A 2,262-nucleotide genomic window follows, 5' to 3' on the forward strand; every position below is an offset into this window, starting at 1 on the left:
AGGCGGTCCGGGTCGGGGCACACCAGGGGGCGGGGCGGGCCGGGGCCGCGGCCTTGCGCGCGGCGGTGGTCTCCTCCTTGGACGGCTCGCCGTTCGGGTCGTGCGCGGGCGGCGGCGGGACGGTGGCCATCCACTCGCCGAGGTGGTCCTTGTCGTGCAGCAGGTCCTTGATGTCGTACTCGGCGTACTCGAACTCCGGCGTCCAGTAGAGCGCGTCGAAGGGGCAGACCTCGACGCAGATGCCGCAGTACATGCAGAGCGAGAAGTCGATGTCGAACTTGTCGAGCACGTTGCGCTGGCGGGGGCGGGCGGCGCCGGGCACCGCCACCTCCTCCTTGTGCGAGTCGATGTAGATGCACCAGTCCGGGCACTCCCGGGCGCAGAGCATGCAGACCGTGCAGTTCTCCTCCAGCAGCGCGATCACGCCGCGGGAGCGGGGTGGCAGCTCGGGGGCGACGTCGGGGTACTGCTGGGTGGTCGAGCGGCGGGTCATCGTCTTCAGCGTGACCGCCAGCCCCTTCACCAGCCCTTCACCGGGAACGCCGCGTTCGCTCCGCTCGGTCATGCCGCCCATCCTGCCCTGTGCCCTCGACCCGCGCGACCACCACCCGGGGGATAGGCCCGGTGGGCGGACCCGATCAGCCGCGGCCGCCGGGGAGCGGGGGGAGCATCTCCACGCCGAGCTGCTGGAGGAGCTGGAACAGCTCGTTGACGCTCCACACGTCGACGATCCGACCGGTGTCGTCGAAGCGCAGGAACGTGGCCCCCGAGTAGCTGACCACCTGGCCGGTCGGCGGCACCGGCCCGAACTGCCCGGCCTGGGTGCCGGCCGCCCGCCAGTGCACGGCCACCCGGTCCCCGTCGGCCACCACCTCGACGATCTTGTAGCGCAGGTCGGGGAAGGCCGCGCGCCGGTCGCGGTGCCAGGCCAGCGTCGCCGCCGGGCCGGTCCCGCCCAGCCCCGGGCAGTCCTCGGCGACCACCTCGTACGCCGTGTCTTCGCGGCCGGCGTTCCACACGTCGGCGATGAAGCGTCGGGCCGCCGCCTCCAGATCAGTCACCGCGGCAGCGTAGCCCCCCGTCGACGCGCTCGGCCTGCCGCCGGCCCCCGCAGCGACCATGATGGGACGGGACGACAGCTTCAGGAGGCATCGTGAGCGCGAGGAGTGAGGCGGGGTTGCGAGCCCCGCAGTCGCGAACTGAGGTCGTGCCGTGACCGAGAGCGGCGACGAGGTCCTGACCCGGACCGGGGGCAAGTACGTGGAGCCGGGCGGCGAGTTCACCCGGGACCAGCGCTACATCGCCACCCGGATCACCGCCGCCGGCCGGGACGGCTGGCCGGTGGAGCCCGGCCGGTACCGGCTGGCGGTCAGCCGGGCCTGCCCCTGGGCGAACCGGCTGATCATCGTCCGCCGCCTGCTCGGGCTGGAGGACGCCATCTCGATGGCGGTGGCCGGGCCGACCCACGACGCCCGGAGCTGGACCTTCGACCTGGACCCGGGCGGGCGGGACCCGGTGCTCGGCATCGAACGGCTGGCCGAGGCGTACTTCAAGCGGTTCCCGGGCTACGAGCGGGGCATCACCGTGCCGGCGATCGTGGACGTGCCGTCCGGGCAGGTGGTCACCAACGACTACGCGCAGATGAGCCTCGACCTGTCGACCGAGTGGACCGCGTACCACCGGGAAGGGGCGCCGGACCTCTACCCGGAGCCGTTGCGCGACGAGATCGACAAGGTCAACGCCAAGGTCTTCGCCGACGTGAACAACGGCGTCTACCGGTGCGGCTTCGCCGGCAGCCAGGAGGCGTACGAGAAGGCGTACCACCGGCTCTTCGACCGGCTGGACTGGCTGACCGAGCGGCTGACCCGGCAGCGGTACCTGGTCGGCGACACCATCACCGAGGCCGACGTGCGGCTGTTCACCACGCTGGTCCGCTTCGACCCGGTCTACCACGGCCATTTCAAGTGCAACCGGAGCAAGCTGACCGAGATGCCGGTGCTGTGGGCGTACGCCCGGGACCTGTTCCAGACCCCCGGCTTCGGCGACACCATCGACTTCGACCACATCAAGCGGCATTACTACGAGGTGCACCGGGACATCAACCCGACCGGAATCGTGCCGCTCGGCCCCGACCTGTCGAACTGGCTCACCCCACACGGCCGCGAGGCCCTGAACGGCCGCCCGGGCTGGAGGAAGCCATCTCGATGGCGGTGGCCGGGCCGACCCACGACGCCCGGAGCTGGACCTTCGACCTGGACCCGG

General features: G+C 71.8%; 3 protein-coding genes. 1 reads left to right on the forward strand and 2 read right to left on the reverse strand.

Annotated elements, in window-relative coordinates; translation table 11 throughout:
- Both DKL51_RS31215 and DKL51_RS31220 read right to left on the reverse strand, forming a co-directional pair.
- Positions 1-565: NuoI/complex I 23 kDa subunit family protein (locus DKL51_RS31215; protein WP_260428740.1), on the reverse strand; the 565-nt coding region annotated here is incomplete at its 3' end.
- A 73-nt stretch (positions 566-638) separates the two neighbouring features.
- Positions 639-1,061 carry an ester cyclase gene (locus DKL51_RS31220; protein WP_109943972.1) on the reverse strand — a complete coding sequence of 141 codons (423 nt, stop codon included), beginning with the start codon at positions 1,059-1,061 and terminating at the stop codon, positions 639-641.
- Between the two features lie 151 nt (positions 1,062-1,212).
- Here DKL51_RS31220 and DKL51_RS31225 point away from each other — a divergent pair.
- Positions 1,213-2,262: glutathione S-transferase family protein (locus DKL51_RS31225; protein WP_260428741.1), on the forward strand; the 1,050-nt coding region annotated here is incomplete at its 3' end.

Source organism: Micromonospora globispora (genome assembly GCF_003857015.1).
GTDB lineage: Bacteria > Actinomycetota > Actinomycetes > Mycobacteriales > Micromonosporaceae > Micromonospora > Micromonospora globispora.